General features: G+C 50.1%; 36 protein-coding genes. 5 read left to right on the top strand and 31 right to left on the bottom strand.

What is annotated here, in order from left to right:
- The 21 genes from M1D72_RS14135 to M1D72_RS14035 form a co-directional block, all read right to left on the bottom strand.
- On the bottom strand, nucleotides 1-549 hold the full coding sequence (locus tag M1D72_RS14135) for a hypothetical protein (protein ID WP_456297316.1): 549 nt from the start codon (nucleotides 547-549) through the stop codon (nucleotides 1-3).
- Nucleotides 546-2,093, bottom strand: a complete 1,548-nt coding sequence (locus tag M1D72_RS14130; RefSeq protein WP_456297315.1) for a phage tail-collar fiber domain-containing protein — start codon at nucleotides 2,091-2,093, stop codon at nucleotides 546-548. Before M1D72_RS14130 ends, M1D72_RS14135 begins: the two co-directional genes overlap by 4 nt.
- An 18-nt stretch (nucleotides 2,094-2,111) precedes the next feature.
- Nucleotides 2,112-2,753, bottom strand: coding sequence for a phage tail protein (locus M1D72_RS14125; RefSeq protein WP_456297314.1), 642 nt, complete (start codon nucleotides 2,751-2,753; stop codon nucleotides 2,112-2,114).
- Nucleotides 2,746-3,951, bottom strand: coding sequence for a baseplate J/gp47 family protein (locus M1D72_RS14120; RefSeq protein WP_456297313.1), 1,206 nt, complete (start codon nucleotides 3,949-3,951; stop codon nucleotides 2,746-2,748). The genes M1D72_RS14125 and M1D72_RS14120 overlap by 8 nt, the downstream gene beginning before the upstream one ends.
- 10 nt (nucleotides 3,952-3,961) lie before the next feature.
- A complete protein-coding gene (locus M1D72_RS14115; RefSeq protein ID WP_456297312.1) occupies nucleotides 3,962-4,285 on the bottom strand; it encodes a DUF2590 family protein in 324 nt (107 codons plus the stop codon).
- Nucleotides 4,275-6,095 (bottom strand): phage tail tape measure protein, encoded by a 1,821-nt coding sequence (locus tag M1D72_RS14110; protein WP_456297311.1) that lies wholly within the window; start codon nucleotides 6,093-6,095, stop codon nucleotides 4,275-4,277. The genes M1D72_RS14115 and M1D72_RS14110 overlap by 11 nt, the downstream gene beginning before the upstream one ends.
- 15 nt (nucleotides 6,096-6,110) lie before the next feature.
- Nucleotides 6,111-6,188 (bottom strand): hypothetical protein, encoded by a 78-nt coding sequence (locus M1D72_RS14105; RefSeq protein ID WP_456297397.1) that lies wholly within the window; start codon nucleotides 6,186-6,188, stop codon nucleotides 6,111-6,113.
- A gap of 107 nt (nucleotides 6,189-6,295) precedes the next feature.
- The gene (locus M1D72_RS14100; RefSeq protein ID WP_390192981.1) at nucleotides 6,296-6,577 is read right to left on the bottom strand and encodes a putative phage tail assembly chaperone; all 282 of its coding nucleotides are present in this window, start codon (nucleotides 6,575-6,577) and stop codon (nucleotides 6,296-6,298) included.
- Nucleotides 6,570-6,758 (bottom strand): Rz1-like lysis system protein LysC, encoded by a 189-nt coding sequence (gene lysC / locus M1D72_RS14095; RefSeq protein WP_456297310.1) that lies wholly within the window; start codon nucleotides 6,756-6,758, stop codon nucleotides 6,570-6,572. The genes M1D72_RS14100 and lysC overlap by 8 nt, the downstream gene beginning before the upstream one ends.
- A gap of 16 nt (nucleotides 6,759-6,774) precedes the next feature.
- The gene (locus tag M1D72_RS14090) at nucleotides 6,775-7,140 is read right to left on the bottom strand and encodes a hypothetical protein (RefSeq protein WP_456297309.1); all 366 of its coding nucleotides are present in this window, start codon (nucleotides 7,138-7,140) and stop codon (nucleotides 6,775-6,777) included.
- Complete coding sequence (locus tag M1D72_RS14085) at nucleotides 7,118-7,699, bottom strand: lysozyme (RefSeq protein WP_456297308.1); 582 nt, start codon at nucleotides 7,697-7,699, stop codon at nucleotides 7,118-7,120. The genes M1D72_RS14090 and M1D72_RS14085 overlap by 23 nt, the downstream gene beginning before the upstream one ends.
- Entirely contained in the window at nucleotides 7,686-7,895 is a 210-nt protein-coding gene (locus M1D72_RS14080; protein WP_456297307.1) for an HP1 family phage holin, read from the bottom strand. The genes M1D72_RS14085 and M1D72_RS14080 overlap by 14 nt, the downstream gene beginning before the upstream one ends.
- Before the next feature lie 4 nt (nucleotides 7,896-7,899).
- On the bottom strand, nucleotides 7,900-8,106 hold the full coding sequence (locus M1D72_RS14075; protein ID WP_456297306.1) for a TraR/DksA C4-type zinc finger protein: 207 nt from the start codon (nucleotides 8,104-8,106) through the stop codon (nucleotides 7,900-7,902).
- Nucleotides 8,107-8,132: 26 nt separating this feature from the next.
- A complete protein-coding gene (locus M1D72_RS14070) occupies nucleotides 8,133-8,585 on the bottom strand; it encodes a phage protein (RefSeq protein WP_390190070.1) in 453 nt (150 codons plus the stop codon).
- A gap of 15 nt (nucleotides 8,586-8,600) precedes the next feature.
- Entirely contained in the window at nucleotides 8,601-9,716 is a 1,116-nt protein-coding gene (locus M1D72_RS14065) for a DUF2586 domain-containing protein (RefSeq protein ID WP_456297305.1), read from the bottom strand.
- Between the two features lie 2 nt (nucleotides 9,717-9,718).
- Complete coding sequence (locus M1D72_RS14060; protein ID WP_456297304.1) at nucleotides 9,719-10,378, bottom strand: phage virion morphogenesis protein; 660 nt, start codon at nucleotides 10,376-10,378, stop codon at nucleotides 9,719-9,721.
- Entirely contained in the window at nucleotides 10,371-10,859 is a 489-nt protein-coding gene (locus tag M1D72_RS14055; protein WP_456297303.1) for a phage tail protein, read from the bottom strand. Before M1D72_RS14055 ends, M1D72_RS14060 begins: the two co-directional genes overlap by 8 nt.
- Complete coding sequence (locus M1D72_RS14050) at nucleotides 10,856-11,320, bottom strand: head completion/stabilization protein (RefSeq protein WP_456297302.1); 465 nt, start codon at nucleotides 11,318-11,320, stop codon at nucleotides 10,856-10,858. The genes M1D72_RS14055 and M1D72_RS14050 overlap by 4 nt, the downstream gene beginning before the upstream one ends.
- Before the next feature lie 106 nt (nucleotides 11,321-11,426).
- Nucleotides 11,427-12,143 (bottom strand): phage terminase small subunit, encoded by a 717-nt coding sequence (gene gpM, locus M1D72_RS14045; RefSeq protein ID WP_456297301.1) that lies wholly within the window; start codon nucleotides 12,141-12,143, stop codon nucleotides 11,427-11,429.
- Nucleotides 12,144-12,154: 11 nt separating this feature from the next.
- Entirely contained in the window at nucleotides 12,155-13,174 is a 1,020-nt protein-coding gene (locus M1D72_RS14040) for a phage major capsid protein, P2 family (RefSeq protein WP_456297300.1), read from the bottom strand.
- Nucleotides 13,175-14,050: a GPO family capsid scaffolding protein gene (locus M1D72_RS14035; RefSeq protein WP_456297299.1), complete on the bottom strand. Its 876-nt coding sequence runs from the start codon at nucleotides 14,048-14,050 to the stop codon at nucleotides 13,175-13,177.
- Nucleotides 14,051-14,226: 176 nt separating this feature from the next.
- On the opposite strand from M1D72_RS14035, the gene M1D72_RS14030 reads away from it, so the two are divergent.
- A complete protein-coding gene (locus M1D72_RS14030) occupies nucleotides 14,227-16,008 on the top strand; it encodes a terminase large subunit domain-containing protein (RefSeq protein ID WP_456297298.1) in 1,782 nt (593 codons plus the stop codon).
- The gene (locus tag M1D72_RS14025) at nucleotides 16,005-17,033 is read left to right on the top strand and encodes a phage portal protein (RefSeq protein ID WP_456297297.1); all 1,029 of its coding nucleotides are present in this window, start codon (nucleotides 16,005-16,007) and stop codon (nucleotides 17,031-17,033) included. Before M1D72_RS14030 ends, M1D72_RS14025 begins: the two co-directional genes overlap by 4 nt.
- Before the next feature lie 30 nt (nucleotides 17,034-17,063).
- Here M1D72_RS14025 and M1D72_RS14020 read toward each other — a convergent pair whose 3' ends face one another.
- Genes M1D72_RS14020 through M1D72_RS14010 form a run of 3 tightly spaced genes read right to left on the bottom strand, consistent with a single transcriptional unit; the run spans nucleotide 17,064 to nucleotide 18,278 of the window.
- The gene (locus M1D72_RS14020; RefSeq protein WP_456297296.1) at nucleotides 17,064-17,453 is read right to left on the bottom strand and encodes a hypothetical protein; all 390 of its coding nucleotides are present in this window, start codon (nucleotides 17,451-17,453) and stop codon (nucleotides 17,064-17,066) included.
- Nucleotides 17,454-17,509: 56 nt separating this feature from the next.
- Nucleotides 17,510-17,947 carry a hypothetical protein gene (locus M1D72_RS14015; RefSeq protein WP_456297295.1) on the bottom strand — a complete coding sequence of 146 codons (438 nt, stop codon included), beginning with the start codon at nucleotides 17,945-17,947 and terminating at the stop codon, nucleotides 17,510-17,512.
- Nucleotides 17,934-18,278, bottom strand: coding sequence for a hypothetical protein (locus M1D72_RS14010; RefSeq protein ID WP_456297294.1), 345 nt, complete (start codon nucleotides 18,276-18,278; stop codon nucleotides 17,934-17,936). The genes M1D72_RS14015 and M1D72_RS14010 overlap by 14 nt, the downstream gene beginning before the upstream one ends.
- A gap of 170 nt (nucleotides 18,279-18,448) precedes the next feature.
- Here M1D72_RS14010 and M1D72_RS14005 point away from each other — a divergent pair, with 170 nt between their 5' ends.
- Entirely contained in the window at nucleotides 18,449-18,700 is a 252-nt protein-coding gene (locus M1D72_RS14005) for an ogr/Delta-like zinc finger family protein (RefSeq protein ID WP_456297293.1), read from the top strand.
- Here the strand turns inward: M1D72_RS14005 and M1D72_RS14000 are convergent.
- From M1D72_RS14000 to M1D72_RS13970, 7 genes are all read right to left on the bottom strand, one after another.
- Complete coding sequence (locus tag M1D72_RS14000; RefSeq protein WP_390190094.1) at nucleotides 18,695-18,913, bottom strand: hypothetical protein; 219 nt, start codon at nucleotides 18,911-18,913, stop codon at nucleotides 18,695-18,697. The genes M1D72_RS14005 and M1D72_RS14000 overlap by 6 nt on opposite strands.
- A gap of 120 nt (nucleotides 18,914-19,033) precedes the next feature.
- The gene (locus M1D72_RS13995; RefSeq protein WP_456297292.1) at nucleotides 19,034-21,625 is read right to left on the bottom strand and encodes a replication endonuclease; all 2,592 of its coding nucleotides are present in this window, start codon (nucleotides 21,623-21,625) and stop codon (nucleotides 19,034-19,036) included.
- Nucleotides 21,622-21,858 carry a hypothetical protein gene (locus M1D72_RS13990; protein ID WP_456297396.1) on the bottom strand — a complete coding sequence of 79 codons (237 nt, stop codon included), beginning with the start codon at nucleotides 21,856-21,858 and terminating at the stop codon, nucleotides 21,622-21,624. The genes M1D72_RS13995 and M1D72_RS13990 overlap by 4 nt, the downstream gene beginning before the upstream one ends.
- Nucleotides 21,858-22,142, bottom strand: coding sequence for a hypothetical protein (locus tag M1D72_RS13985; protein WP_456297291.1), 285 nt, complete (start codon nucleotides 22,140-22,142; stop codon nucleotides 21,858-21,860). The genes M1D72_RS13990 and M1D72_RS13985 overlap by 1 nt, the downstream gene beginning before the upstream one ends.
- A gap of 62 nt (nucleotides 22,143-22,204) precedes the next feature.
- Complete coding sequence (locus tag M1D72_RS13980) at nucleotides 22,205-22,534, bottom strand: hypothetical protein (RefSeq protein ID WP_456297290.1); 330 nt, start codon at nucleotides 22,532-22,534, stop codon at nucleotides 22,205-22,207.
- A 9-nt stretch (nucleotides 22,535-22,543) separates the two neighbouring features.
- Entirely contained in the window at nucleotides 22,544-23,083 is a 540-nt protein-coding gene (locus M1D72_RS13975; protein WP_456297289.1) for a phage regulatory CII family protein, read from the bottom strand.
- Nucleotides 23,084-23,195: 112 nt separating this feature from the next.
- A complete protein-coding gene (locus tag M1D72_RS13970; RefSeq protein WP_390190103.1) occupies nucleotides 23,196-23,408 on the bottom strand; it encodes a hypothetical protein in 213 nt (70 codons plus the stop codon).
- 95 nt (nucleotides 23,409-23,503) lie between these two features.
- Between M1D72_RS13970 and M1D72_RS13965 the strand changes: the two genes are divergently transcribed.
- Nucleotides 23,504-24,172: a phage repressor protein CI gene (locus M1D72_RS13965; RefSeq protein ID WP_456297288.1), complete on the top strand. Its 669-nt coding sequence runs from the start codon at nucleotides 23,504-23,506 to the stop codon at nucleotides 24,170-24,172.
- On the top strand, nucleotides 24,172-25,167 hold the full coding sequence (locus M1D72_RS13960; protein ID WP_456297287.1) for an HNH endonuclease: 996 nt from the start codon (nucleotides 24,172-24,174) through the stop codon (nucleotides 25,165-25,167). Before M1D72_RS13965 ends, M1D72_RS13960 begins: the two co-directional genes overlap by 1 nt.
- The last annotated feature ends 9 nt before the right edge of the window (nucleotides 25,168-25,176 follow it).

The following is a 25,176-nucleotide window of genomic DNA, read 5'->3' as shown; positions in this document are numbered from 1 at the left end:
CTAAACCGCCTCCGGCCATGGGTTTTCCGCTTGGACTTTGGCACGCGCGCCGAGCGCTTGTTGCTCGAGCGCTTTGGCGCCATCTTCATCGCCTTGCAAGCGTTTAATCACCGCTTCCACAATCAGTGGGTCTACCATTTGGGCGTAGCGGTCACGGCGAACGTCATCCACTTGGTTAAATTCGGCAATGTGCTTCGCGCTGGTATCGACGCTCCATTGCTCACCCTGCCACACGCAGTAATGCGAGCTCGGCACCTCGGGCGTCCACCCTTTTGGTACATCGCCGAGCGACTCCATGATTTGGGTCTCGCTGCAGTCTTCGATGGAATACAGCGTTTCACCCCGTAGGTCGGTGACGTATTTCGTTGTTGTCGGGCGTCCATGCTCGAATTTGCTCACAACCACCGCTTTACCTTCCACCTTAGGTAGTGGCTCCGTCAGTAAGGCGCGTTTCGGGTATTCATCCATCTTTGATTGGCGAATTAGCTCGACAGCAACGGGGTTGACTTCCAGCGTGTCTTCATCAAAAGTCCAAAACTTCATTTTCATAGTGCGTACCCTACCCATTCAATGTAACCAAGTGGCTGCGTTTCATCGCCGGTGTTGGCAGTAGAATTCGAGGTATCAAATTCGATTCGAAACGCGGTGCTATCACCGGAGCCTCGACCTTGCCCAGCGGACGCCCCGCGAGTAAACGGCCCACTACCAAACGCGGTTGCGTTATTTCGCGTTGCACACAAATAACCAAAGCTGCCTTTGATCACCTGCATCGCATGCTCGTGTGTGTCACCAACCAGCCAACTTGAGCCGTTCGCAGCGCGGGTAAAACGCCCTTGGCGGTCAGGAACATTAATTAAGGTGTTGTCCGTTTCATCAATCCAATGCGGTTTTGCCTTGGCCAAACGGTGATACACCGCCACCGGCAATTGCTGGCCAATCGCTAAAACCATGGTTTCTGGGATATCATCGGAGTCCCAACCGAGCGTTTCACCAGGGAGTTTTGGTACGTACGGATTCCAGTACCACGGCTTGGTGCTGTCTTCCCAACCAGGGCGGCGGTTGTCTGGGCTTGTGGGGTCCATGCCGGCCAGCGATTCAACGTTGGAATACCACTGCCAGTAACGCACTGCGCCGGTATCCGCATCCTTGGTAAAGCACAGCTCGCCTAGTCGGTATGCGCGCTCGGGATTAAATTCCAAACACTGCGTTTCGGTCATGAGCGGATATTGCTTATGCGGGTTATCTTCTTGCTCATGCTTGGCAAGGCCGCCTTTGACGCGCAAGTCGATCACGGTTCCATTGGCATCGATGCTTGCTAATTTCGCCAAATAATGGGCGTGACCTTGGGTGTCCACATAATCGGTTAAGTCATCTTCAGAGACTAAAATCGTCGGGGCGTTTTTCCACACCGAGAGCTCCGAGCCCTCTCGCACGACATCGACATAAAAGGTGCACGGCTTGGTTTCCACACGTTGCGTGATGGTCTCATCCAAGATGGCGCGCAGACCGCCGACATACACATCACCGGCAGAGACTGTGTACTCCGTTTCATCCTCGGTTGGTGCAACCTCAAACCCATCGACAAAGGCAGTGTGGCCATAGGTATCAAGGTTAGTCAGGCGCATCTCTTCCTCGATACCAAAAAGCCGCGCCTGATAATCTATCTGCCAAGTCGCCGCATCGACATCGATACCCACCACCTTAGCGGCGCCATCATAGGCTTGTACCAGTGATTTGGTGATGGCCATACCGAGCTCTTTGGTCTCGTCGGCTTTGTGCACCACCATGCCGCAAGAGTTGGCCACGTTATTATCGTGAAGGTAAATCGCGTTGAATGTAAACAGCGGTTGATTGCTGGGAATAACGACGGAATACGCGAGCGCGTTCTCGCCCATTTTACCAACTTGGTCGATGCGCTGGGTGTGAACCCAAAGGCTTTTGTCCGGCAGACCGTTCGCGCGGTCAATGGGCGCGCTCGGATCCAATTCTGGAATGTACGCAAACACCATTTCATTCATGTCCGGCGCTTTGCCCGAGCTAATTTGGTTTTGCAAATACTGCTCAAATTGAAGTGGGATGACGGTTTGACTCATACCATGAATTTCCTTTTGTCAGAGACGGGCGATAAAGCCCTGTTGACGGTTTTGGATAGGCTGCGGTTTGAACTCGATGTTTAGGCCGTGGGTTTCTTTCGCCACATATAGATGGCGAGAGTGAGACAGCGCGGCACTGCCCATGGAGACCGACACGTTGAACATCACCTCAAAACGGTAGCGGCGACATGTACGGCCATATTGCTCGATGAGGGTTTGCGCTAGACGGGCATTGCTTGAGATATCCCCATCGCTCAGTTCAATCGTGCACACGTCCCATTGTTCTGGGTTTTCACGCTCTTTAAACGCCACGATGCCAATGCCCAGACGCTCAAAAATGCGTTTAAAGCCTCTTACGCTGCCGGCATCTTTAGCGTTAATCGCCGCGTATTTCACACGCTTTCGAAACAGGCCAAGCGGCTCCCCTTCAAAGCGCGTAATGTCACGGTCCCAGGCAATGAGTTTGAGGGAGCGTTCGCTGCAGGTCAGCGCATCCATTTGATTGAGCGGAAACAGTAACCAGCCTCGCAACCGGCTCAAATACGTCGATACTCCCTTTGAAAGAAAGTAAGGCTCTTTCAGCTCATCACTGGTCGTGCTGCCATCTTGCCACCAAGGAATGATGGTTTTTGGCAGTTTGGGCGCGTTGTGCTCAGCCATCTTCAAGCTCTCTTACAATCAGAGATTGAAGACGCGGCTGCTCAAGACCGCTCACAATGTCTTCTTGGACTTTTCCGCCTACGGTGAACCTCACCGAGTTCACCAGCGCCATGTGGGTGTGGATTTCACTGCCCAGCCGCGACAAACTAAAGCGGCTCAGTGGCTTGGAGCGCGTCATCTCTGGGTAGGCAGCGGTTTCACGAAACGCCGCGCGAATGCGCCCTTCCACTTCTTCGAGCTCATTGACGATTTGTAAATCGGTTAAGTTGGCCACGAACACCACCTCTGCCACCATGGTTTGAGGGCTATCGGGGATCGCTTTGCATGTCAGTACATCCCCATGGCCATGATGGCCTTGCTCCATGATGTATTGATTCAGTTGGTCAAGTACCGGTTGCGGCGTCGCGCCCACTTCCATCAGAATCAATGCCTCGGCGCTGCCTGGGGTAATATGCCCGGTGTTATTGAAATAGATATTGTCACTACGAATGCCGGCGATGCTAGCGATAATCGATCGGTAAACATCATCGATGTGCCATTCGCCGGAACTGGTGAACGCGTTTTGGATGCGAAGCGCGAGCTCTTCATCGCTCTCTTCTTCGGCGCCAAGCTGGGTTATCCAATCTGATTCATTCACCGCATCAACAATGCCCGGTAACTCTTCGGGAATGATATTGAAATAGCCAGCAGGCAGGTTGTAAGCCGAGCCGGGCTCGATGGCGCGAGTTAGGACTTGCCCGGTCAACTGCCCAGCCTCAATGACGGTGTTTTCCAGAATTTCCATTTGATACACCACGCCTTCAATGGGCAGGGTTTGTATAATTTTCCCCGCTTCCACGGTCACCGCATCGGCGGCATTCGCCTTGGTTAAGGTGATATAGCCTTGGGTTCTCTCGGCCTCTTTGGGCTCAATGTTATGCTCCCAGGCTTTGAGTTTGAGCGCCCAGCGCTCAGCGGTCCCGACGTACATATTGGGCATAATGTGCCCCGCCAATAAGGTGCGGATCAGCCACACACTCGGCGTCACTACCGCAGCGCGTACCCAGCGCCAAAACGGCGACATCTCCGAGTCATTCGAGATTTGACTGCCGGCGCTCAACACATCACTTTTAAGCGTTTGTTCAAAGTCGGCTTCGGTCACCGGCACACCGGATTCACTCAGGATATCGATAAAGTCGGCCGTTGGTCGTTTACTCATAGCCCCTCTCTTAGACTGAAATGGTCAAGTCGCCGTAGTCATAGGCGGTGGCGGTTAAATCAATGTGGCCAACCTCGGATTCCGTGGCCGTGGCGGTGCCAGGGATTAATCTTGTGTCCAGCTCCGCCAGTTGTTCGATTTGCACCAGAACGTCGGCGCGCAGGGCTGGGTTTCGCTCGGCAACCAGCAAACGGGCCAGCCCCGATTCCATGATGGCGTGTTTGATGTCCTGGGCGATGCTGTACAAATCGCTGCACTCGGTCGGCTGCTGCCCTGCATCCATTTGCCATCCTCCATCAATAACTTTGATATCAATGTATCGTTTATCCGGCATTGAGTTCGTCCCATTCTGCAAGTTGGTCGGGTGTGATGCCGTTGGGCGCGGTGATATACACGTCACCGTACGAGGTGGTTTTGGCGCCCTGCTTTTGTGTGGTTGTGGTGACGTTTTGGACCATACTGGCCGGCAGCGTCGGCGTATTACTAGGCTGCTTATAATCAGCAATGCTGCCTGTCATCGAGCTTGGCATCTCGGGCGCCTCAAAGGCCACCGTCTCAATCGCTTTGGGGGCATTGCGCTCAGCTTCGACCGCCGTACTCACTTCTGGCGTATCCGCATCACTGCCAAACTCAATGTCCACACCTGGGATCAAATTCAGTAAATCCACAATCCCTTCAATGGCACCGGAAATGACTTTAAACCACGCGGTGTCTTTAAACGCGGCGGTTAAATCGTCCCACCAATAAATCACCGCGCCAACACCAGCAATGAGTAACGCAATCCCCGCCACTACCCAAGTAATAGGGTTCGCCCAAAGCGCGGCATTGAACAGCCAAGCGGCGGCCGTGGTCGCAATGGTGCTAATGCGAAATAGCTTCATCACGCCATTTAAGGCGCCCATGGTCACCGCCCAGCCGCCAGACATCATTTGGCCAATACCCATAATGAGAGACAGTGACGCGACCACCCCGCCAAGGGCGAGTGCACCGACCGCCGCGTACGCGAATAATTGCGTGAGGAAGGGGAATTCATCGGTCCAGCCGGTCACGACGGTCAAACCATCCGCTATCGAGCCGACCAGGCTATTAATCGACGGCAGAATCGCGCCAAACACCGCCGCACGCACCGCAAACCATGCCGATTCCAATCGCTCCCATTGGTCGGTCATCGCACCGGCCATCTGTTCGGCTTTGGACATGCCCTGGACTTGACCAAGTTGCTCAATACTGCTCGCCAGCCCATCGGTGTCAGCCATCAAAAGCTTAATCATGCTGACCGCTTCTTCCGAGCCAAATGCCTTTTTCAAGTCAGCGGCTTCGGCCACGCTTAAGGTGTCGCCATACTTACCTTTGAGTTTGTCCAAGATATCGAGCATGGGCAGCATTTGGCCCTGGCTGTCGGTAAACGATAAGTTAAGGCGGTCTTGGGCATTCGCCACACCGGCTAAGAACGTTCGATACTTGGTCCCCGCTTCGCTGCCGCTCATGGTTGCTTGCAAGGTCCCCAAAATCGCCATTTGCTCAGACATCGCCACACCTGCCGAGGTCGCATTGGCGCCAACACTGGTGAACGCGCGGCTCATTTCCGAGCCGGTGGTTTTGAACATTTGCACGGCCATGGCGGTTTTACCGGCCACATCGTCCACCCACTCCGCTTTGCCCATCTCGGCCGCTTGGTTTTTGAAAATGCCGTACATGGTGCCCATGTAACTGGTGATGGTGGCGGTATCGGCTTTGGTGGCCGCGGCCAACACGCCCGAAGCGCGGGTAAACTGCGACAGCTCATCGCCATTTAAGCCGGAAATGGCCGACTGAATATCGTAAGAAGCCGCGACAAAGTCGGTCGCCGATTTGCCATAGTCGGCCGAGAAATTGAGCGCCGTAGCTTGAAGCTGCTTTAACGCATGATCGGCCACGCCAAGTGATTTCACCTCGCCCAGTTTGCGATCCATTTCAATCGCCGGCATCAGCGCGTTTTGAATCGCAAAGCCCGTCGCCACCAACCCTGCGCCGCCGGAGGCCATGTTTTGCAGACCTTGACGGCCCACATTCATGGATGACTGCACTTGTTTGGTAATGCCTTGCAGTGGTTTAGTCACTTGGTCAACCAGGGCCACGTGCATTAATAGCTTGTCCATACTCATCGCGTATTACTGGCCTTACTTTTTAAACAAACGGCTAATGGCGCTCATGACGGCTCGCTCTTCTCGCTCGAACTGGTGTTTATCAAGCCAAATCGCTCGGCTTAAACTCTGCTCGTCATCGGGCTCACTCGGCAGAAAATGACGGCGCAGGGCAAAGGCTTGTTCGATGGGGTTATCCTCGATGCGCTTTGCCCTTTGGGTTATTTTTTTAGCGAGATTTCAATCCCACCTTTGGAGGCGCTGCTCACCGTCGCGTACAGCTCAATGGTCAGTCCTGGCACACTATCGAGTAGCCCCGTTAGCTCGTCTTTTTGCTCAGGTTTTACCGTGCGCGTTAAATACGCGTAAGCCGGCGCCACTTTGTTATTCGGCATCATGTCATTGGTGTAGTTGTTCGCATCTTGCACCGTTGGCGTGAATTCAAAATCCGTTGGGCCAACAGTCACAATCACCGGTTTGGAGGTAAAAGCAGGTTTAGTCATGGGTATTCCTCTTTGTCTTTTCGCGCTGCTTGCGCCAGTTCAAATAATCTTCGGCTTGCTGAGCGCATTGGCTCAGCGCCGCTTTTAATCTCGGGACATCGTCACTCGCGGTGACGCTTGGCGTCGTGGCTTTGAGTGTGGGTTTAGTGCAAGGCACGATAAGCCCAGCCGGCGGCAACATCGGGCTTATTACTACCTCAGTACGGCTCGCGCAGCCGCTCAGTAACATCGCGAGGCCAAGGCTTTTGATAACAGGGCTCATCGTTGAGCCTGTCACGAAGGTGTTGAATATCGTCATTGAGCTTTGCCTCTTTCTCGCTTTGCGCTCTGGCCCGCTCAACCAAAAGCCGATTGGCCGCTTCACTTTGTTTCGTTAGCGCATCAATCGTCGTTTTACTCACTTGGTTGGTCACGAGTGCCTTCTCAAGCCGCGCCCTTAAGGCCATCTGCTCCGCGCGGCTGGCTTTTAACATCAACCACATCGACACCATGATCACTCCAACCAAAACCAGCCCAAACCATTTGGCCAACTTAAGACGTTTAAATGGCAATGCAGCGAGCATATTCCTGCTCCCGTCTGTGAATTAAGCCTTCGAGCTTCACCCCGCCGCCATACACCCAGCGCTGAAGCTCATCACACGCTTTCGCAAATTGGCCTCGTTTAATTCGCCGATAAATCTCGGTTTCACTGCCGTCTCGGTTGCGTTTGAACCGCTCGCATCCGGTGTTAAAACTAAACGAGGTAAAGGCATCAAACTCACCTTGCGACATCCTCTCGCCCGATTGGGATTCAGCTTGAGTAATACAGCGCTCCGCATCGCTTAAGTTCGCCACCCAGTCGGCCGCGATTTGCTCGAGCGATACCGTCTTTCCTGTCACATTGTGGGTATTACCAATGCCATTGGTGATAAGCCCCGATGGGCAGGTGTAAGGTGTTTGGCGACACCCTTCAGCGCTGCCGATAATCTCCAAACCCACAGGGCTAATACGCAGCGTCGCCACTGTCTCTGAGCCAAGCGTCACTTGACCAACAGGTCGTTCTTGGTTATTCAGCGCGATTCCACCGGTGACCAACCCGATCACCGCGGCCACCGAGCAAATAATGCGTTTAGTCAGCGTCATTGAGCGCAATCCCCTTTTCTTGGGCGATGCGTTGCATCGCGCGTTTGTGCCAGTAATTCAACCCCAAAGCGGCAAGACCGATCACCAGCGACAGGATGAAATACCACTGCTCGAATGTCAGTTTGCTGAACGTCATGCCAAGCAGTGACATCAAATAAGCCGTTCCAGTGGTGACTTTGTCATACCAATCTCTCATGGCGTTACTCCAATTCAGCTTGGCAGGTCGCACAGTAACGGCAGCCCACGATCGCCAATCGGCGCCCTTCGGGGATGACCTCACCACATTCCAGGCATTCTTTGGCACTTTCCTGCGCCGTGGTTTGCACGCTTCTTTTAAGTTGATGGGCAATCGCCATCTCGGTGAATTTCGTTTCCTGAGTACTGGCATGATCGATAAAATCCGGCATTGAAACGCCCTCTCTTTGGTAATGGCTTACATCAAGCCGCGGGTATCATCCGCACTCAGGTAGGAAATCCCATTGATGCGCACAAAATGGGGACTGGTGACAAAGCCGGTCAGTTTGCGTTTGCTTTTGTCGCTGCTGTTGGGATCCACACTCAGCAAATCTGAGATTTGCAGCTTGACGCCAAACAGCTCAATTTTGTCTTCTTCATCCCCGGTGTTCGCATAGAACATGCAGTCATGAGCCGGCACGGCGCGCCAACTCCCTGCTTCACGCGCTTTTTGCTGCAGCTTGCGAAAGTTGTTGAGGTCGAGCTCATACTCGACTTCACAACTCACCGCGCCATGGGTGAAGCCAGTGGGAATACCGCGCTCTTTATCCACGGCGGATTCATCATTGATGGTGGCCGAGGCCGACTCGACGTGGACCAACACGCCGAGAATATTGACGTCGAAGCTTCGACCGGTATAACGAGCATTCATCGCTATCGCTCCTGATTATTGCTTGATCATGATGCCAATCGTGATTTTCACGGGGCACTCATAAGGCTGAACCGCAAGCAAGATTTCGACTTCTTCATTGCTTGCCCAGGTAATGGTGATGTCGCCGTCTTCTGGCGGTTTGATTTCGCCTGGAAACTCGTAATCGCCAATTTTGCTGACCACCGCCATTTGGCGTAAATCTTGGGTAAAGTAGAGTTTGGCGCTGGCTTCGCTGGCCGGTGTCGAGTTGAATTCACGGTCAGCAATGCGCGCGATGGCGCGAACGCGAACTTTACGCGCCGCTTTCATGGCCACGCGAATATGGCGAATATCTTGATAGTCACCGCCAGGCGCATCGAGGGTTCGGCCCGTCGTCCAATATTGACCAGGATAATCGGGGTACCACATTGGCACCGCAATGCGATTTTCTTCGAGCGTGCGAAGCACAGAAAGCTCAAGCGCTTTGCCGTCTTTGTCGGTCAGTAAATCGGTGCTGCCGAGCACGCTGCCGGTTTTGACCCGCGCCGGTGAATCAGCGATCGACACTTCTTGGTTGGCGAGGCGCCCGCAATATTTACCGAGCGTTGAGCCATCAGCGTGAACGCGCGGCACCACGGTGATGTATTCACTGGCGATACCTTTGGGAATGGCGACAGTTTTCGCTAACCACTGCGCCCACGATTGCCCGTCTTCACTGCGATCAATCTCGGGCAAGCAGCAAATCGCAAAGGTTTCACGGGCGAGCTTGCTTTTGAGCTCGGTACGCAGCGCCACCGCGCTTTCAAGCAGCGCTTTATCGGCCGCGGGGAAATCGAGGACAAACGCTTCAAAGCTTGAGGTCTCATTGGCCTTAAATACCGCGTCTTGCCAGTTGTCTTTTTCATCGATGATCATCACGCCTGCAGTCCACTCGCTTTTGCCATTGAGCTGCGCGGCCGTCACCGTGGCCAGTAGTGAGGTATTCGCCTGGGCGAGCGCGTCATCTAAATCGGTCGTAGCGTCGACCATGATGAGGTTTCGCTCAGCGCCTTGAACCGCACCGAACCCGACAAAGAGAAAGTGATGCTCCACCCCAGCAATGGGGCCGTTCATCAGGTTTAAAATTTTGATAATGACGGTAGGCCATGCCATGTCTAATTACTCCTGTTTCGGTTTAATTCCCGCTTGATGATCATCGCGGCGCGTCTGGCGCTGATGCCAATTAAGCGGCGCTCGGGGCGGTCGATATCCCACTTGCGAGCGGGGTGTTTGTTCTCTAAATCGCTAATCACTTTGGCCGCCTCTGCCACCGTCATGTTTTGCATGATGAACTTGAGCGTCGGTTTCTTTCCTCGCTTCTGCCGGCCCGTTGCTGGCAGCCTAAAATCTAAATCGCGCAGCGCTTTGGCTTGCTCACGTGTCGCGGGGTCGGTTTTCTTAGGCTCGTTGGCTTTCTTTGCCTGGTTAAAACGTTGCTGCAGTCCGCTTTTTTGCGCCTCGCCACTATGGTGAGCGAGTGCGATGGTGCCGCGTCTTGACGGCCAACCGACCACCAAAACACGATGGTCATTCTTTTGAAAATACTTGAGCTTTTTGGTAAAGCCGCGCAGCATTTTTCGCCGTCCCCGTTTGCGTTTTGGCCACGGATTCCCCTCGGGGTCGCGCTGGGCACGAATGTTCTTTTTGGTGGTTTTGGTAATGTATTTACCCAAAACTTTAAGCACCCGAGTTCGCGCCTTTTTATCGAGCCTTAAAAGCGCGAGCTGCTCCTTCATTCGCAGAAAACTGCGCTTATCGGCGCGCACCTCAAGCACGGTGGCTCACCACATCGCTCACCCGCTCGGCCTGCCAAATGTCATACTCTTCAATGCGCCAGCTCTGGCCTCGCCAAGTGATGGGGCCGTTGTCGTCTTGAATCACTTTGACCGGCTCTTCGAACGTCACCGAAATCAGCACCTCGGCGCTCTTTTCATCTTCCATCACCACATCAACTTCGGGGTCGTCTAAGTCATCATGGTCAAAGCGCGACGCGTCGTTATCAATCAGCCAGGCGCCAACGTTGGCAAACAGCACCGCGGGGTCATAATGGGTAAACGGAAACTTATCGAAATAGAAATCCGCCTCGTAACGCTGATACAACAGATCAAACCCGTGGCCCATGTTCTTGCTTTGCAGCTTGAGCTCGACTCGGCCCATTTCACACTCCATGCGCTTGGCGATTTTCTCGCCCACCACAGAGCCCAAAAACGCTTTGAGGTCACGCAGCTTATAACCCGCTTGATATTGCGTGCTCATAACAAATCCACCGAAGAGCGATTGAGCCCTTTCATGTTGCGAATGATGCGCTGACTTTCTGCGAGTAATTCGCTTCGCGTTTGTTCGCTGCGCTCCGCTAAATGATCACCCTTGTCTTTGGTGTGCACCGTCGCGATATCGGGCAGTAAATCCGCTTTGGCCCTAGCAAACACCGCAGACTCGTATTGGTATTCCACGCGGTTTTTACCCTCAAGCACAGGAAAGGTTTTGACGTCTGACACGTGTTGATGGCCTTGGCTTTCATAGCGGGCTTTAAGTCGTGCGAGCTGCTGATTCACTTCTGCCATGGCGTTCACGAGCGCAATCGCAATGCGCTGGCCATCTTGCGCGGCAGGTATACCGCGACGCTGCTCAAAATCCCCGGCGTTAATGTCGGGCCAAAACCCATCGTTGGTGATGGTGGTGTCTTGATAATTGGCGCCGGTTGAACCTGCAAACATCGCAAACCCTTTTCTCTAATAAAGGCGCTCTAGCCACTGGGTCGACGGCATTGAGTGAGCTATGGCTACTCGTGCCTCGCCAGCCGAGCGCGGCGGCGTAGGAGTCTTAAAGATTCGTGTTTTCTTTGAGGGCGCGTAGGCGCTGCTCAATTTTCTTGATTTGGGTTTTCACCCCGATTTTGTCGTACTTGTCGTGGGCCAGCTCTAGGAGGTCTCGCGCTTTTTCAAGCGTTTCAATCCGGCCAATACTGGTTGCTTGCGGCTGCCCCTCTTCGTTTCGGATCAGATGCAAGCCGGCAAAGCGGTACCACTTGGCCTCAACTTCTTCATGAAGCTGCCAATCGTGCTGAATTTTCTCAAACACGTTGGTGAAGTACGGCTCAATCGAGTGACCGCGCTCGGATTCTTTTTCCGCCCAGGCCAACACTTCATCGGCGCACACCGTTGGCCAATCGCGGCGAAAGTTCTCAGGCGTGGGTAAATCGAGCGCAATGGCTTTCAAGCACCAATCGATGGCGGTCTCAATGTCAGCGACATCAAACAGCCAAATCACCATGTTGGTGAAAATCGGGTTTTCAAACACCTCACCACTGGCGAGATAATTTTCGACATACGCTTTGTATTTCGGGACCAGGACGCTGCGCTTGTGCTCGACGCGCTGGGCAATGGCATTCAATCGGCGCAGGTATTTTCTGTCTTCTTCAAAGTCGATGAGCTTAATGTGCAGGCTTTGAGTATTGGCATCGGAGGCGCGCTCCGATGCCACTTGGTTAGCGTGCGAATCAAGAAGCTGACGACGTTGACGGGCTAATGGGCTAACCATGACTAATTTCCTTAAGCGGCCGCTTCAGATTCTGCCGGCTCAACGACCGTGACGTTTTCAATCGCAGCGAACTTGTTCAAGTTGCCCACGGCGTAGCCTTCCATACGAATATGGTTTTGCTTATAGCGAAGCGTGTCTTCATCGTTTTTCTGGCGGCGCCACTGCGTGCCTTCTTGGGTTAGGATTTGCAGGTTCTTCACGTTGGTCACCCAAATACTGGTTGGCTTGAAGAACGGCGGCGTGTAGGCGGTTTTGCCTGCGATGGTTTTGGCAAGGCTCTGCGCCGCTTTGTGCTCGGTCGGCGTCTCGGCCGATTCGAGTAAGCGGTGCTGCTCCGCAGCGACTAATTCCGAGCCCACTAACACCACCAAATCGGGATCTTGACGATGCTCAGGCGCAATCGTGGTGTTGATCAAGTCTTGCACCAGGGAGTCCAAGTTCTTGTAAGAATCCGCGGACTTACCCGTCGCATCGAGATTAGCGGCAGCCAGAACCTGTGTCCCTTTCTTCTCTTTGACGATGGTCAGCCACCCTTTGTTGACGTCTTCGCCGAGTGGGTTGTCTTTGGGCTTGGTGACCGCGGCTACCGAGGTGCCGTTAAACCCAATGCGCAGCATATCGAGTGCGAAGCGACGCGCGATTGCGCTTTGCATCATCTTGAGCCATTGGCCTTTTGAGCCCGAGTTCGCCCATTGGGTCATGATTTCCCATAGGATGTGGGCACCGGAATCGGTTTTGACCAGCTCGTACGTATTGCCACTTTGGCCCACTTCGACACTAAAACGCTCGCCATCGCCGCGACCGGTTGAGAGGCCGTCGTTACCGACATCGACCACTTGGCCTTTGATTTGCTGCACAGGCAGCAACGAAATCATGCCAAGGAACGAATCCGAGAGCATAATCGCCTGGCGCAATTTGGTTTCCATTGGCGGCGTGAGATTGAACATCCCAACGCCGGCATCGGCACCGGCCGCCGACAGCGTCGCCGCGGTGTATTCTTGAAGGTATTTGGTCGAAATCGCATTCAACATTTAGAAAATCTCCGCGGTAGAGAACTTGTCATCAACGCCGGTACCCTGTGGCTCTTGTCCAGGCACTTCATTGGCAAGTTCGGCGAATTTGGTTTCAAGTCCTGCCACTTTTTCAAGCAGTGGATTGAGTTTGTCGTCCAGCGTGGCCGCGAACTGCGCCGCCATATCACTAGACGGCTCAGGCTCAGACTCTGGATTTGGCTGCGCAAACTCTTGCTTGAGTTCGTCTTTCAGCTCTTGTTTGAAGGCACTAAAGTTCTCTTTGAGTGCGGCCTTAAGTTCTTCTTCGGTCACGGTGGTGTCCTCCGGTTCAGGCTCGGCGGGAGTCAGCGTGGGCAGCTCACCGCTAGATTGGAAGTGGCTTGCAAGGGTGGCGAACGCGGCCGCTAAACGACTTGAGGTGTAAAACTCAGTGAGCTCAATCACCTCAAGCGAGTCGGTTTCAATTTCGTGCGTTTCGCCTTCTTGGCGTGAAAAGGTCAGGCGCGTCGTCCCCGTGGATGCAGGAGAGTCAGTCACAGCAAGACCGACGAGGTACGCGCGCCCGGTGCCTTGAAAGTCGGGATGCAATTCAATCGATGAGTAAAGCTTTTGACCTTTTTTATTGGCCGAGAGTAGATAGTCGTTTGGGGTAATTTTGGCGAGCAGGCGCATTTTGCCGCCGCGCTTTTCGGCTTTGACTTCGGGCACTTCGCCCCAGTTATTGCCAGCAAACACATTCCAATGAGAGCGGGAATGCTCTGGCCAAATTAAAGCGGGATACACGTCTTGCGAGTAGGACTCGCCCATCTCTTTAATTTGCGCTGCGCTGATTTGGCGGCCATCAACAGTCGCGCCCTCAGTGGCAACGATTTTCCAATCACTGGTTTTGCTCATTGTTGTAATTTGCCTAGCTCAATTGCGTCAAATGCCTATCGAATACGGCCAACAATACGCCTTTGAATGTCGGCTTTCAGCCAATTGTGTTCGGGTCAATTCGGATAGAAGCCCTATCCGAAACCAGCCGAATTTGAGTCCGTCATTTGCCACATTTCACAGCGTATGATGCGCGTATGGCCTATTCTCCCGAAGTACGACAAGCCGCCCGAGCGCTTTACTTAAAAGCCTGGACGCCACGTGAAATCGCCACCGAATTAAAGCTGGGTAATGAGCGCATTCTCTATTACTGGGCCGATAAGTTTGGTTGGCGCGATATGCTGCGTGAACAAACCATTGATGAGGCGATTTCCAATCGCATTCAGACGTTGCTCGAGCTGCCCGAGCCGAGCAAAAACCAGCTCGATATGTTGGACCGGCTGATTAAGCATCATGCCGCGCTGAAAAAGCAACGCGCCCTTGAAAAGCAGCAAGATGCGCAGCCGCGACAAAGCCAAGATCAGCGTCGTAAGCATCAAGAACGCCCTCATTCAAAGAGCGAAACAAATCCAAATAAGAAGAAAAAGTCACGGAAGAAGAATGACATTAGTGAGCTGGCGCTTGAGGACTTTGCGACCTGGCATGATTCGCTGTTTGAATATCAGCACATCATGCGCGACAACATTACGCAGCGAATTCGAAACATCCTCAAATCTCGCCAAATTGGCGCCACCTATTACTTCAGCGGTGAAGCGTTAGAAGATGCGATTTTAACCGGCGACAACCAGATATTCTTATCCGCCTCGCGCGCCCAGGCCGAAGTGTTTCGCAGTTACATCATCGCGATTGCCAAAGAGTTCTTAGGCATTGAGCTCAGTGGGAACCCGATTATTTTGTCTAATGGCGCCGAGCTGCGGTTTCTCTCGACCAACAGCAAAACCGCGCAAAGTTATCATGGCCATGTGTACGTCGATGAATATTTTTGGATACCGAAATTTGATGAGCTGAACAAACTTGCTTCAGCCATGGCCACGCATAAGAAATGGCGCAAAACTTATTTCTCAACGCCGTCATCGAAAATGCACCAGGCGTATCCGTTTTGGACCGGTGACCAATGGCGTAAAGGCAAAGACTCGCGCGCCAACATTGAATTTCCGACCTTTGATGAATACCGCCAAGGCGGCGTGCTCTGCCCAGACAAACAGTGGCGTTACGTCGTCACTATCGAGGATGCGGCAGCCGGCGGCTGTGATTTATTTGATATTGAAGAGCTGCAGGACGAATACAGTAAAGACGATTTCGATAACCTCTTTATGTGTATTTTTGTCGATGGCGCCCTCTCCGTCTTCCGGTTCTCCGACCTGGAAAAAGGCATGGTGGACTCGGCTCAGTGGCAGGACTTTAAACCGAAAACCAAATCGCCCTTTGCGCGGCGCGAAGTGTGGCTGGGTTACGACCCAAGCCGCACTCGAGACAACGCGTGTTTGGTGGTGATTGCGCCGCCCGTGATTCCGGGCGAAAAGTTTCGGGTGTTAGAAAAGCATTATTGGAAGGGACTCAACTTTCAATACCACGTGGCGGAAATCGATAAAGTGTTTGAGCGCTACAAAGTCTCGTACATCGGCATCGATACCACCGGTATTGGCGGCGGCGTGTGGGACCTCATCAGCAAACGCCATCCACGAGAAGCCCACGCGATTCACTACAGCAACGAAAACAAAAACCGTTTGGTGATGAAGATGATCGACATTGTTGAGGCCAAGCGCCTGCAATTCGATGCCGAGCACAAAGACATCGCGATGGCGTTCATGGCCATCAAACGGGTACCGACCCAAAGTGGCAACGCCATGACCTTTAAAGCCGAGCGCAGCGAAACCACCGGACACGCCGACGCGTTCTGGGCCATCTCGCACGCGATCATTAATGAGCCGTTAGACCACGCCAAACCAACAAAATCAACTTGGGCCACTGCAGCATGACCGACACACTAACAACGCAATACCAACCTGGCGACGCATCAACGTCAGCCTACCATATCGATTCGTCGCCTGAAGCCGTCGACTCCAACAGTTGGATGACCTCGTATTCGGAGCTCTATTACAACGAAGGCGAGGATTATTGGGAGCCACCGATTTCTCGCCAGGGCCTCGCGGAAACCTCACGCGCGAATGCCTATCATGGCTCGCTATTAAAAGCGCGCGCCAATTACGTCGCAGCGCGCTTTGTGAAAGGCGGCGCCAAGCGCCGGCACGTGCAAGCCTTTTGCAATAACTACTTCACCTTTGGGGATGCGGCGTTTCTTAAAATCCGTGATGGCTTTGGCCGTGTGGTGCGTTTATTTCCGCTGCCGAGTATGTACCTACGTCGCCGCAAAAATGGGGATTTTGCGCTCTTAGAACGGGACTTTACTCAACGCACCTATAAAGCGAAAGACATCATTTTCTTGCCTCAAGAAGATTTACAACAGCAGATTTATGGTCTGCCCGATTACCTAGGCAGTTTGCAAAGCAGCTTACTCAATAAAGACGCCACGCTATTTCGTCGCCGCTACTACAAGAACGGCGCGCACATGGGCTTTATCTTTTACGCCACCGACCCCAACCTCAGCGATGACGACGAGCAAATGCTCAAAGAGAAGATTGCGAGTTCAAAAGGCGTGGGGAATTTTCGCAGCATGTTTGTCAACATCCCCAACGGCGGGGAGAAAGGGATTCAATTGATCCCCGTTGGCGACATTGCCACGAAAGATGAGTTTGAACGAATTAAGAACATTACCGCCCAGGATATTTTAGTGGGTCACCGCTTCCCTGTGGGTAAAGCCGGCATTATTCCACAAGGGACAACCAGCTTAGGTGACCCGACGAAAATTGGCAGTGAGTACGCCAAGGACGAGATCATTCCGGTGTGTCAGCTCATTATGGATGAGGTAAACAGCGACCCCGAAATCATGCGTAGCCCACCACTGCAGCTTCAATTTGATACAATAACAAAAGAGGCGGAATAACCGCCTCTTTTACCAGTCACGATGATATTTTTACCGAGCATACTCTTCACAAACTGCTGTTCTACGTGCCGTAGCCATATAGATATCGTTATATTTACGGAGCACCATAGGTGATTGAGCATCATAGGAACCCATTTTTGCTTTATCAGAGAAGCAAACATAAAAATCAGAACCTTTAACCTTGATCACTTTTAAAGAGTACTTCCAATACTCACTATCGATAATTATCTCATCCTCCGTTATAGAAGTAGCTAATTGATTGATATCTTTAAAATTTTTATATTCATGCTTAGAATCTATCATGGGCATTAAAGAACTATTAAATGATGTAATATCTAGTTTTTCATATAGTTCTTGCATAGGATAGGCCCATGCTTTAAATGATAAAAAAAACATAAAGAAGTAAATGAATTTATTCATTCGAATTTATCCGTCTAATTTATATCAGTATCTTCTATTTATTAACCGCCTCTATATCAATCATAGAGAGGAATTTCCTGACCTACTTTCCCCAAGTTAAAGAGTGGAATGTTCTTAGAAAAAATCGCTACTTTTTCTTTGTTCACCCCTTCTAAACGGCTTTCATCGGGCTCCTCAAACGCTCCGTAACCATCGAAAAACTTCAGCAAGGTTTGGTTGTCATGTTTCTCAAGCGCCGTTTTCAAAGACTGAGCTTCCGGCCCAAAACAATTAGTTAATCTTTCTTGGTAAATATAAACAACAACATTACGTTTTTGCTCTAAAGGAAGCGCATCAAACCATTCATCACTAGGAAAACTGAATTCACTCGCTCGAGCATCCGCGACACACTGATCACTTTTCTGGACCCAATTGGTGATACGTTTTTCAGTATCCACTTCGCTACTGCAGCCCGTTAATAAAGCTAGAAGGATAAGTACTTTATAATGACGCATTTGAAACACACTCCCAAAACTTACGTTCTTGTCCGTTAGTTGACCAAGTCATAGGCTCGGCAACCTTATAAATACGACCTTTAACAATCTTGGGTACAGAAGCCATAGATTGACCAAGTTGCTCCCAGTCATGCTCTCTGATTGTTATCATTTTTTCAAAAGGGCTATTCGTGATGCCCGGCGAACCAAAAATATAATAAAACGGCGTCGCCGCTAACACGCCAGCCATGAGGTTACCAGCATCCATGATATCTTGTATTTCTGCCACCGCGTGTTTGCTTTTTGGAGTCAACTTAAAATTACTGATATCGCAATAACCTAGTAAAGCCATGAGTTTGTCCATTATTGTATAAAAACAAACCATAAAATATACACTAGGTTTCATTTAAAAAATCACTGATATTGTAGGTAAAATGACGTTTTTTGCCTCAAAAAACTGTACAAAAACACAGTGAAATGGCGTAATATTAAACGGTCAATCAGCAAGCATTAGGTAGCCCAATGAGAGTATTTTGCCCTGAGTGTGGCGCGAAAAGTTGCATTCAAAAGTCGAACCGAATCAGTTCTAAATATGCCGATTTATATTGTTCTTGTAGCGAACCTGAATGTGGTCATAGCTTTGTTATGAACCTAACTTATAGTCACACTTTAAGCCCAAGTGCGAAAACGACATCACAACTTGCCTTTAATATGGTTCAAGCCTTACCCCCAGAACAACGCAAAGAACTTCAACACCAGCTATCGATGCTATAGTTTAAACGCTGGACTTTCCTGCTCATCAGCCATTGCAATTATCGATTGAATGGCTTTTATTTTTTCGGCGTCAACGAGTCCAGGGTTATCAGCTATCAATAAAGTGAGTATATAGCGCCCTGCAATGTACCTTCCTGCACCACTTTCACTTAACGCAACGCCATCGATCACCAGTTCTAGTGCTTGTTTGAATAATTCATTTTTGTCTGACATATCAATATCCTTACCAACCTCATCAGTAATATACTGTATATCTATACAGGTTTCTACTATGGATTAATTAGTCCTTTTACATTAGAAAATGGCGATATAAAAATGATGTGGGTAAATACGTTACTCCGTCATTGGCCAATCAGTGTCTAACTCTGGAAATATGGATAAGTTCGGCTGCCTGTATTCACTCCTTTCGACATTTTCTAAAGCCTTATCCCACCCTTCAAAGTGTGTCCAATTTTGGCTATCGGAAACATCTCTCCGAACTTCGACTAACTGAGCGGGTCTTCGATTACCGTACTCATCTACCTCCACTGGGCGGATTTGAATACTTTTCTCTTCATCAATTTTTAAACTGCTGCCTTTGAGTAATGCAGAAATAGCCGGCTCATCATAAACAGGTGGAGATTTACCCAATTTTTGGTTCGGACTGAGTAACCGATTAAGCTGATCGCAGACTTGACCTTCGCAGGGCTCCGTACAGTTATTGACAGAACTCCGAGAGGCGGCAAAGCCGCCAATTGCGGTCGCTTCGCTCCCTTGGTTACACGCTTCGGCTTCATCGCTCAACTCTGATTTCTTTTGAATCGTCCAGACTCTAAGGCGAGTTCTAATGGTAGTTTCTGGTGTTTTAAAGCCCTCGATTTTGCGGACCTCTTCACCGTGTGGTGAAGCGAATGGCAGCACTTCATACGAATTCACGATCAGTAAATCATCGCGTTTCACGAATGGGCCGCCCTGCCCCATGATGTAGCCTTGCCAGTTGCCCTCATCGGCCGCTTTTAGCGTGTCGGTCACACTGGCATCACCGGCTTTAATTCGAGCCTGATAGCAATTGCCGATCACCTCCATCAGTTCTCTGTTACTGATTAAACGGCTTGGCTTAATGGGTCCTACTAGTTCACGTTGAAGCATCGAATACATCGTGAGTAAGTCGACACGCTCTTGCATAAAGAGGTAGTCCATAAAGGCTTTTTTGTTGTGGTTGGCGAAGCGGCGCAACTCACGATAGGTTGTCACGGGTGCCCCACCAAAGAATTGAAATTGGCGAATGCGCCAGCGGCTTTTCCAGGCACTGACGTTTTTCGCCATGTCTTTAACGGATTTTCCGGTCTCGTCCGAGACGTCATCATCCATCGCAAAACCGTCAATATTCTTAGAAATGTATTTGGCGATGTAGCCTGTCGCTGTGCCTTTCTCTGGGTCAATCAAGCCAAAGTCGCAACGTGGCCGATAATCCATAGGGCCAACGTATGCCCCTTTTCGAAATGGCTTTTTCTTTTCTTTTTCAAGCTCTGGATGGAGTTCGTGGCGGTCTTCGAGCGTGGCGTAGGAAATGAAGGTGTCACGCACTCGGATAACCTCTTCCGGTTTAACCCAAATCAACAGGTGCCAGTGTGGCGTACCATCATGATGAGGCTCTGCGACACGAACACCAAACCAACGGATTCCGTCACGACCTAACTTGGCACGGATACGCTGCCAAACCTTATTGAGGTACAACTGCGCATCACGGGGGCTGGCGCCATTCCAGTGATCAATGAATCCGCCCTTTTTGTAGGAGTTATGATATTTAGACGGTGTGGTGAGCGTCAGGAACAAGCCTTGCAAGCCCAATTCGTTACCAATGTCCTCACAGCCACGACAACGCACCATCAGTTCGTGCCGGCGGATTGCAGGATTCGAGACGCTCTTTAGTACCATCTCCGCCAGATCAGCTTGCTCACCGGTCTCTTCATCAAAAAGCTCACGCTGCTTGATGTAATCCCAATTGCGCTTTTGTTGGTCTTGGTGCTCACGAACACAGTCCCAAGAAGCATATGGTGAGGCTTTCGAAGAGACTTGGCCCATCGCAATCGCCAGATGCTCACGCATAATTTTGCGCGATTTCACGAGCCTATCGAGCCACCATTTGTCGCTGAGCATGCGTGAAATATCATTCAGCGCTGAGAGTGCGTTTTGCTTCTTGTATTTGCGAGGTGCTTTAATGCCGAATTCTTCGACAAATTGAGCCAGTTGCTCATACCCATCGACCTCCGGTATATAGTGTTCACTGATTGGCAAAGTTTTGTTGATGGCTTCAACGTCTAACTTTGAAATTTTTCCACTGATCACTTGAAAACGCGCATTCACTATCTCAGCGATTTTGAACGCCATTTCTCGCAATTCATCTTGCTCAAGCTCCGCAAGGATCCGATTTCTTACTGTCTTGTGATGCTTTTCCGCTTGCTCAAAATCAAACGAAGCTTGCTTGCGTTCAATATCTTCTGGATGGCCATATTCTGTAAAAAACACGGGATGAAATGAGTTTTCACCCTCACCGTGCTCTTTAGACAATAAAGCCACTTTGCGTGTCGTTGGTAGTGCTTTGTATTTCTGCATGACTAAACCGACACGCTCAGTCGCCGGTGCCATTTTTTGACGTAGAAATGTATTTGCGACTTTCGCGCCGGCCTTTTTACAGAGCTCAATGTACCGTTTGGCAAAATACTTGGCTAAGTACATCGGCACATCCTGAAAGAACTTTTTGCGCCATTCATGATCGCGGGGGTTTACTTCAAACATTTGACGTTCGATGACAGACAGGTCTTCGGGCTCGGGTTGGTAAGAGGAAAACCGAGACGCCAAGCAGCCCGCTTCAACAGGTGTTAAAGGGGCTTGCCATGGGAAGTCAAAGAGTTCGATTTCGGTCGATTCAGCTCTGGGGGTCATGCCGATACAAGTTCTTGCGTAGTCATCAACATAAACCCGCCTTTACCGTGACCTTTACTAATGATTCCGCAGTCAGCTGGATTTAGGATACTGCAATTCAGAACCATACAGGCTTGATTGACCGCGTCTTGCAGCGAATCGAATTCTCCAATAAGGACATTGGCGACTTCTTGTGTTTCTTCATGACGAACGATTCCGCCATCGGGACAAAGTGTTATCGCGGCGTATTGCATCACGCTTCCTCCGTTTGATCTCGGTATTGAGCAATGAGGTCGATTAGGTCATCTTCTATTTTCAGCAAATCCTCCAGGGCTTTGTCTGCTTCGAGCATGACGGCATGGCTGATTCGATGTGTTGTGAACTGAGAGAAAACGATCACATTGACTAAGTGCAGGCTTGACGAGTACTCAATTCGAATACTCGCAATATCAGCGCTATCGAAAGCCAACGCGGTCAGACTACTTAGTGTGGCGAGGATCGCTCTTTTGTATGCGATATCAGTAATCGTGTTATTCACTTCTAGACTCCTACATCAAGGTGAAAAAAAGCCCCGGTTACAGGGGCAAAGGTTGGCAAGGTTTAATGGGTATTACTGAATTGGTAATGCTTGAGGCGGCGAACGTCGCCCAGTTTGCTATCAAACTCGACGGACATTTCTTTTATTAACTGCATACCACGACGAATTTTGGTGAGCTCCAAGTCGGTGAAGCTATCAAACTCTCGAACGTGTTCTGCCGCTTTAAGGTCGCCAGCAATTAGAATCATTCCGCGAAAACGTGGCGGCATTTTGTTCCACATTCCCTTCAACGTGGCGCGAGTATGTCGTCCGTTGAAAAGCGATTTACAAGCCGCAATGCTTTCTTGAGCTGTCGGCAAGGTTTCTGGTTGAACTATGGCTAGATTATTCATGGTGACTCCTTAAGCTAAGCCGGGTAACGGCGCACCATTGACGACAAAGTCCATTCCCATAGAAAGCATGGGGGTCACGCCGGTGGTGCGGTTTTCAAGGTCAGAAATCATTAAAACGAGGTTGCCCAGAGCGGCATGAGCCTTGGCTAACGTTTTATTTTTGACTGAACGAGGTAAGCGTTCTGCGCTGCACATTTGCATTGCATCGCCAGAGAGCTCACCACCGAGAGCGCTGTTCATTAACGTGCGCTCAATAAAGTTCTTCTTTTCTGAGCTTTCCGGTAGCGCAACGGTGACCGTTCCTAAGTCCTTATAAAGAACGTTGTGAATAGAGTAGTCACCCGAGTGATAACAAAGCCATGCCAGCTCAATGGCATACAACTTGTGCGGCTGAGCTGGGTTTAGTTTGTTACGTAGCATCGTCTCGCCCATTTCCATCTTTCGAGCGACTTCAGACATGTTGTGGTTGGTTGCAAATGCACAGCAAGCTTCGTCAAACGCGTTTTGTTTGAGCTCACGTAAACTGTACATGGCATTGTTTTCGTCCATGTTTGACAATCCTTAAAGAAACGAAGGAACGCAAATGACTGCCCACGCAAATACATGAAGCCAAAGTGGGCAGTAAGTTTTTAGTCGGTATAAGAGAGGAAAAGCACATGAATTATCCCAAAACAGCAATAGCTTCACGGGCGGCTAATTCATGCATCGCAACCATGTTTATCAATGGCTTGTCTCGGCGCTTATCTTTAGGTTTGATGATGACGCGACCTTCTGTCACGTACTGTTTGATGGTGCCCATAGGTAGGCCAGTAAGACGGGAGTATTCTTCGTAGGTCACATAGGGGCTTAGAGGTGGTATCTTGTAAGTTAACATAGTGATATCCTTGATTTTATGTCTGTCTTCATCGGTTTCCTATGGCTTTGCTCAGCAAGGAAATCAATTTTCGAGTACAATATTGATCAACTTTTATGGATAGTCAACACAAAATATCAATTTTCGAGTACCTAAAAGGTGAGGAATTTACTCAAACCTTGAAAGATGCTCTAGGTTTGTCTACATTCGCAGAGCTCGCTGACGCGACTAATGTAAGTAGACAAACAATAAGTACATGGAATGCACACGACAGAAACTCACATGAGTTAGTTGTTCGTATTCATTTGAGGACAGGAATCCCTGTTCACGAACTAATACTCCCGAAGGATTACCCACTCGCTGATCTGCACCAGTCTTTTTGGGATAGTAATAAGTCATCAGCAGTAATTTCATCTACCCCAGAACAACAGGGGCAAAATCCCCAATTGGGCATAGTAGTGATTAAAAGTTTCTGTCTTTCAAATGGACAACTATTGCCAACTGGGGAAATTCCATACGCGCAACGCATCTTCAATTCTTGGGAACTAGATGCTAGCAATACCATTGAAATTGAGACCAATGAAGGACGCTTTCTAATAGATAAAAAGCAGAATGATGCGGTTAGCGGCGAGTATTTGATTGATATGAATGGACGACTGTCTATAAATCACATTCAACGTTTACCAAACAAATTAGCAGTCGTGTTTGGCAAATCTACAGTTGAAGTATCAGAAGAAGATATAAAAGTAATTGGTCGCGTAGCTGTGGGGTTAGAGCAGAAATAATGGATAAAGCCATAACTTTTGATAAAAGTGGAACCATTTCTCGTTTGACAAGTTTGGCTAAATCATTAACGCGAGACGATATAATTACTGCTACTAATCAATTCTTAAAACAAAATAGCTCTGTAAATACGTATTCTCATTCTTCAACTTATGACCTAATTGTTGATGAAGAGCCTTACCCACCAAAAGCAATCTTTGGCTTAGCCATGACTAAGCTGCTTGGATTTGAAGTTCTCTCATACCATTTCTCTGCTGGCTTGAAAAGCCCCTGTTTTACGACATTTGAAAACCTGGGCTTCGAGATTAGATTAAAGGATGGAAACCCTTGGTCCGATGCCGAAATGGAGGACTCAGTACGCGAGTATCTCAGAATACTGGAACTCAGCAGAAAAGGCGAAAAATTCAATAAAGCTCAAATATACCGCGAGCTTAGTAGACGTCATAAACGAGGACACAAGTCCTACGAATTTCGAATGCAAAACATTTCTTACGTGTTCGAACTTTCGGGAAGAGCATGGATCCCTGGCTTAAAACCCAAACGAAATATCACTGCTCAACAAGTGGAACTAATTGAGAGCCTTATTGCATCTATAGAACACAAACCATTTGAAGGTACCGCGTCGTTTGAAGCTAAAGTAAGAGAGTCATCTAAAAAGCCAAACCAAGAAAAGCCTAAAGGTGATACAAAACCAAGAACAAGTACAACCACCACTACAAGCTATGCTCGATCGCCGGAAGTCAAAGCCTGGGTTCTCAACCGTGCAAACGGTATGTGTGAGTGCTGTAACCAAAAAGCACCATTTGAGACTGAAGAATATAGGCCATTCTTAGAGGTTCATCATATTGTGCCGCTCGTAGACGGCGGTGCTGACACTGTAGAAAACTGCGCAGGTATCTGCCCAAATTGCCATCGAATGCTGCACTTTGGGAAAGGTCGTGAAGCCGAAGCTTCAACGCTACTAAAACGTATCAAAGAAAAAGAAAGCGGCTTATAGCCGCTATTT

Source organism: Vibrio sp. AK197 (genome assembly GCF_053903115.1).
Note: the sequence above shows the minus strand (reverse complement) of the source record. Positions and strands in the feature narration are given on the sequence as shown.

What these genes read in the sequence shown, in the direction of transcription:
- M1D72_RS14135 (WP_456297316.1), bottom strand. Translation starts at nt 549, where the DNA reads ATGAAAATGAAGTTTTGGACTTTTGATGAAGACACGCTGGAAGTCAAC.
- M1D72_RS14130 (WP_456297315.1), bottom strand. Translation starts at nt 2,093, where the DNA reads ATGAGTCAAACCGTCATCCCACTTCAATTTGAGCAGTATTTGCAAAAC.
- M1D72_RS14125 (WP_456297314.1), bottom strand. Translation starts at nt 2,753, where the DNA reads ATGGCTGAGCACAACGCGCCCAAACTGCCAAAAACCATCATTCCTTGG.
- M1D72_RS14120 (WP_456297313.1), bottom strand. Translation starts at nt 3,951, where the DNA reads ATGAGTAAACGACCAACGGCCGACTTTATCGATATCCTGAGTGAATCC.
- M1D72_RS14115 (WP_456297312.1), bottom strand. Translation starts at nt 4,285, where the DNA reads ATGCCGGATAAACGATACATTGATATCAAAGTTATTGATGGAGGATGG.
- M1D72_RS14110 (WP_456297311.1), bottom strand. Translation starts at nt 6,095, where the DNA reads ATGAGTATGGACAAGCTATTAATGCACGTGGCCCTGGTTGACCAAGTG.
- M1D72_RS14100 (WP_390192981.1), bottom strand. Translation starts at nt 6,577, where the DNA reads ATGACTAAACCTGCTTTTACCTCCAAACCGGTGATTGTGACTGTTGGC.
- lysC (WP_456297310.1), bottom strand. Translation starts at nt 6,758, where the DNA reads ATGTTGCCGCCGGCTGGGCTTATCGTGCCTTGCACTAAACCCACACTC.
- M1D72_RS14090 (WP_456297309.1), bottom strand. Translation starts at nt 7,140, where the DNA reads ATGCTCGCTGCATTGCCATTTAAACGTCTTAAGTTGGCCAAATGGTTT.
- M1D72_RS14085 (WP_456297308.1), bottom strand. Translation starts at nt 7,699, where the DNA reads ATGACGCTGACTAAACGCATTATTTGCTCGGTGGCCGCGGTGATCGGG.
- M1D72_RS14080 (WP_456297307.1), bottom strand. Translation starts at nt 7,895, where the DNA reads ATGAGAGATTGGTATGACAAAGTCACCACTGGAACGGCTTATTTGATG.
- M1D72_RS14075 (WP_456297306.1), bottom strand. Translation starts at nt 8,106, where the DNA reads ATGCCGGATTTTATCGATCATGCCAGTACTCAGGAAACGAAATTCACC.
- M1D72_RS14070 (WP_390190070.1), bottom strand. Translation starts at nt 8,585, where the DNA reads ATGAATGCTCGTTATACCGGTCGAAGCTTCGACGTCAATATTCTCGGC.
- M1D72_RS14065 (WP_456297305.1), bottom strand. Translation starts at nt 9,716, where the DNA reads ATGGCATGGCCTACCGTCATTATCAAAATTTTAAACCTGATGAACGGC.
- M1D72_RS14055 (WP_456297303.1), bottom strand. Translation starts at nt 10,859, where the DNA reads ATGAGCACGCAATATCAAGCGGGTTATAAGCTGCGTGACCTCAAAGCG.
- M1D72_RS14050 (WP_456297302.1), bottom strand. Translation starts at nt 11,320, where the DNA reads ATGTTTGCAGGTTCAACCGGCGCCAATTATCAAGACACCACCATCACC.
- gpM (WP_456297301.1), bottom strand. Translation starts at nt 12,143, where the DNA reads ATGGTTAGCCCATTAGCCCGTCAACGTCGTCAGCTTCTTGATTCGCAC.
- M1D72_RS14040 (WP_456297300.1), bottom strand. Translation starts at nt 13,174, where the DNA reads ATGTTGAATGCGATTTCGACCAAATACCTTCAAGAATACACCGCGGCG.
- M1D72_RS14035 (WP_456297299.1), bottom strand. Translation starts at nt 14,050, where the DNA reads ATGAGCAAAACCAGTGATTGGAAAATCGTTGCCACTGAGGGCGCGACT.
- M1D72_RS14030 (WP_456297298.1), top strand. Translation starts at nt 14,227, where the DNA reads ATGGCCTATTCTCCCGAAGTACGACAAGCCGCCCGAGCGCTTTACTTA.
- M1D72_RS14025 (WP_456297297.1), top strand. Translation starts at nt 16,005, where the DNA reads ATGACCGACACACTAACAACGCAATACCAACCTGGCGACGCATCAACG.
- M1D72_RS14020 (WP_456297296.1), bottom strand. Translation starts at nt 17,453, where the DNA reads ATGAATAAATTCATTTACTTCTTTATGTTTTTTTTATCATTTAAAGCA.
- M1D72_RS14015 (WP_456297295.1), bottom strand. Translation starts at nt 17,947, where the DNA reads ATGCGTCATTATAAAGTACTTATCCTTCTAGCTTTATTAACGGGCTGC.
- M1D72_RS14010 (WP_456297294.1), bottom strand. Translation starts at nt 18,278, where the DNA reads ATGGCTTTACTAGGTTATTGCGATATCAGTAATTTTAAGTTGACTCCA.
- M1D72_RS14005 (WP_456297293.1), top strand. Translation starts at nt 18,449, where the DNA reads ATGAGAGTATTTTGCCCTGAGTGTGGCGCGAAAAGTTGCATTCAAAAG.
- M1D72_RS14000 (WP_390190094.1), bottom strand. Translation starts at nt 18,913, where the DNA reads ATGTCAGACAAAAATGAATTATTCAAACAAGCACTAGAACTGGTGATC.
- M1D72_RS13995 (WP_456297292.1), bottom strand. Translation starts at nt 21,625, where the DNA reads ATGACCCCCAGAGCTGAATCGACCGAAATCGAACTCTTTGACTTCCCA.
- M1D72_RS13990 (WP_456297396.1), bottom strand. Translation starts at nt 21,858, where the DNA reads ATGCAATACGCCGCGATAACACTTTGTCCCGATGGCGGAATCGTTCGT.
- M1D72_RS13980 (WP_456297290.1), bottom strand. Translation starts at nt 22,534, where the DNA reads ATGAATAATCTAGCCATAGTTCAACCAGAAACCTTGCCGACAGCTCAA.
- M1D72_RS13975 (WP_456297289.1), bottom strand. Translation starts at nt 23,083, where the DNA reads ATGGACGAAAACAATGCCATGTACAGTTTACGTGAGCTCAAACAAAAC.
- M1D72_RS13970 (WP_390190103.1), bottom strand. Translation starts at nt 23,408, where the DNA reads ATGTTAACTTACAAGATACCACCTCTAAGCCCCTATGTGACCTACGAA.
- M1D72_RS13965 (WP_456297288.1), top strand. Translation starts at nt 23,504, where the DNA reads ATGGATAGTCAACACAAAATATCAATTTTCGAGTACCTAAAAGGTGAG.
- M1D72_RS13960 (WP_456297287.1), top strand. Translation starts at nt 24,172, where the DNA reads ATGGATAAAGCCATAACTTTTGATAAAAGTGGAACCATTTCTCGTTTG.